The organism is Hominilimicola sp. (genome assembly GCF_046972485.1).
Lineage (GTDB): Bacteria > Bacillota > Clostridia > UBA1381 > UBA1381 > Hominilimicola > Hominilimicola fabiformis.
In genome coordinates this window covers 1-2955 of the sequence record NZ_JBKVWU010000189.1, presented here as the reverse complement: position 1 = coordinate 2955, position 2955 = coordinate 1, and the positions used below count along the sequence as shown (strand labels likewise).

4 protein-coding genes are annotated in these 2955 nt (G+C 39.3%); all 4 read left to right on the top strand.

What is annotated here, in order from left to right:
* The coding region (locus tag ACLTU0_RS11625; protein ID WP_412322598.1) for an NAD(+)/NADH kinase at positions 1-545 on the top strand (545 nt) is incomplete at its 5' end.
* 16 nt (positions 546-561) lie between these two features.
* A complete protein-coding gene (argR, locus tag ACLTU0_RS11620) occupies positions 562-1008 on the top strand; it encodes an arginine repressor (protein ID WP_022230830.1) in 447 nt (148 codons plus the stop codon).
* 15 nt (positions 1009-1023) lie between these two features.
* On the top strand, positions 1024-2694 hold the full coding sequence (gene recN / locus ACLTU0_RS11615; RefSeq protein WP_147514846.1) for a DNA repair protein RecN: 1671 nt from the start codon (positions 1024-1026) through the stop codon (positions 2692-2694).
* 25 nt (positions 2695-2719) lie between these two features.
* Positions 2720-2955, top strand: a 236-nt coding sequence (locus ACLTU0_RS11610) for an acyl-CoA thioesterase (protein WP_412322597.1), incomplete at its 3' end; no start/stop codon positions are given.

Here is a 2955-nt window from a genome sequence, read left to right as displayed (position 1 = left end):
ATATGGAGGACGCTATTTCAAACATTTTGCAGGATGATTTCACCATCGAAAAAAGAATGATGATGAAAGCGGAAATAAGAAAAGAAAATAAAATCCAATTTTCGTTTCATGCGCTCAATGACGTTGTGGTGTCGAAAGTGGCGGGCGAAAAACTTATCTATATGGAACTTTCGACTGACGGTGTAGCGGTAAACAGATACACCGCCGACGGACTTATAATCGCAACACCGACAGGCTCTACGGGTTATTCAATATCAGCCGGCGGACCGGTGGTTGACCCTTGTATGAGATTGTATGTTGCGACTCCGATATGTGCGCATATGTTGTCTGTCAGAAGTGCGGTACTTTCGTCAAACAAGGATATAAGAATAAAGCTTGACGGAGAATACGGAAATGCGGACGCGGTTGTTACGGCGGACGGTGACATTCAGGGATATATAAAAAATGCGGACGAAGTAATAATTACCGAATCCGAATATGATTTTGAACTAATAAAAATCGGTGAACAGTCGTTTTACGACACATTAATTAAAAAGTTATCGTAATTAGGGAGGATAAGAGTTGAAGTACAAAAGACAGGGTCAAATTCTCAGAATAATTCATGAGAAGAATATCAAGACTCATGAACAACTTATAGGTGAACTCAATAAGTGCGGGTATAATGTTACACAAGCGACTGTATCAAGAGATATTAAGGAACTTGGACTTATAAAAATACCGTTGCCTGACGGCGGAAGCGTTTATTCATCTTCTAAGGATATTCCGGAGGAACTTGACAGACGTATAAATATGATTACCGATACGGTAATCAGCGTTGATTATGCAATGAATAATATCGTTGTGAAAACATATCCTGGAATGGCGTCGGCTGTTGCGGCGTCTGTTGACGCGTCTATGCGTAACGAGTTCTTGGGTTCTATTGCCGGTGATGATACATTGCTAATAATTGCAAGAAATGAAGAAAAGGCAGCGGAAATTGCAGAAAAATTGATTCAATTATTTCAGTAAGGAGTATTACAAAGTATGTTAAACCAGCTTTCTGTCAGAAATGTAGCGGTGATAGATAAACTTGACATAAATTTGCATGACGGTGTAAGTGTGCTTACAGGTGAAACCGGTGCAGGCAAGTCGATTATAATAGATTCGATAAATATGATTTTGGGTGACAGAGCAAATAAAGAGCTTGTAAGATACGGTACGGATAAGGCTGTTGTACAAGCTGTTTTTGACGCACCTAAAAGTGTTATAAATATTCTTGAAGAAAACGATATTGACGTTGAGGACGGAACTGTTATAATTACACGACAAGTTACAAAAGAGGGAAAAAGCGTAGCGAGAATAAACGGAATGGTTGTAACGCTTAACATACTTCGTGAAATATCGGACAGACTTATTAATATTCACGGTCAGCATGATAATCAGGCACTTTTGACGCCGATAAGACATATTACGTTTTTGGACGCGTATGCCGATAATGAGGAATATATAAACAGGTATAAGGATATATTATCAAAAAAACGTGAAATAGAAAAGAAGATTTCTTCACTTGAAATGGACGAGCAGGAAAAAATGCAGAGAATTGACTTGCTTGAATATCAAGTTAAGGAAATAAAAAAAGCGTCGCTTGAAAAAGGCGAGGAGGACGATTTAAGAGAACAACGTGATATATACACTAATGCGGAGCAGATAACAAAGTCCGTCAATGAGGCGTATATGAACTTGTATGAGGGTGATGAAATACAATCCGCATATGACGGTATAAGCATTGCCGTGAATGAGATTTCTCAGATAAGCGACTTAAATCCTCAACTTAAATCGATCTATGATACTTTAAATGAAATTATGTATTCGCTTGAAGATACGGCACACGAAATAAAAGAGTTCGGCGAAACGGTTGAATTTGATGAGCAGACTTTAAACGAGATTGAAGAACGACTTGATTTGATTTCAAGACTGAAACGCAAATACGGAAACAGTATTGAAGAAATACTTGAATATTTGAAAGAAGCCGAAAGCGAACTTAATGATATAAAGCTAAGTGATGAGAGAACAAACGAACTTAAAGAAGAACTTAAAAATATAACAAAAGAGCTTAAAGAAAAGGGCAATGTGCTTACGCAAAGACGTGAAAATGCCGCAAAAGTTCTTGAAGAAAATATCGAAAAGTCGTTGCACGAGCTTAATATGGAAAAATCCAAATTTAAGGTTAGTATAGAGAATGACGGTACATTTTACGATAACGGTATGGATAAGGTTGAGTTTTTAATCAGCACAAATCCGGGTGAGCCGTTAAAACCGCTTGTGAAAATTGCGTCTGGCGGCGAATTGTCAAGAGTAATGCTTGCGATAAAGTCGATTTTGGCTGATTCGGACGGCGTTGATACGATGATATTCGATGAAATTGATACCGGTGTTTCCGGTAAGGCGGCAATGAGTATTGCGAAAAAACTTGCGGTTATTGCAAAAAACAAGCAGGTTATTTGTATTACACACCTGCCGCAACTTACGGCAATGGCGGATAATCATTATTTGATACAGAAGAATACAGACGGTGAAATGGCGTCTACAACTTTAAAAGAGCTTGACGAAGAAGGCAGAGAACTTGAACTTGCGAGAATAATCGACGGCGGCGAGGTTACGGAACTTGCTTTAAGTCACGCAAAGCAAATGCTTGAAAATGCTAAAAATAATTAAAAATGTGCAGTAGGGAGGCGACATAATGGAATCACAGACAATGAAACACTCACATTCGATACTTGCACAGCTTGTATTGCCAATGCAGGCTAATCCGGCGGGGAATGTGCACGGTGGTGAAATTATGAAAATGATGGACAGTGCGGCAGGGGTTGCGGCACAGAAACACGCCCACACAAACGTTGTCACCGCACGAGTTGACGAACTTAATTTTAAAAAGCCGGTGCTTGTGGGTGAGCTTGTAACGTGTAAGGCACAGGT

Excerpts from the sequence above, each read along its gene's own strand:
- recN (WP_147514846.1), top strand. The coding sequence starts at position 1,024 with ATGTTAAACCAGCTTTCTGTCAGAAATGTAGCGGTGATAGATAAACTT.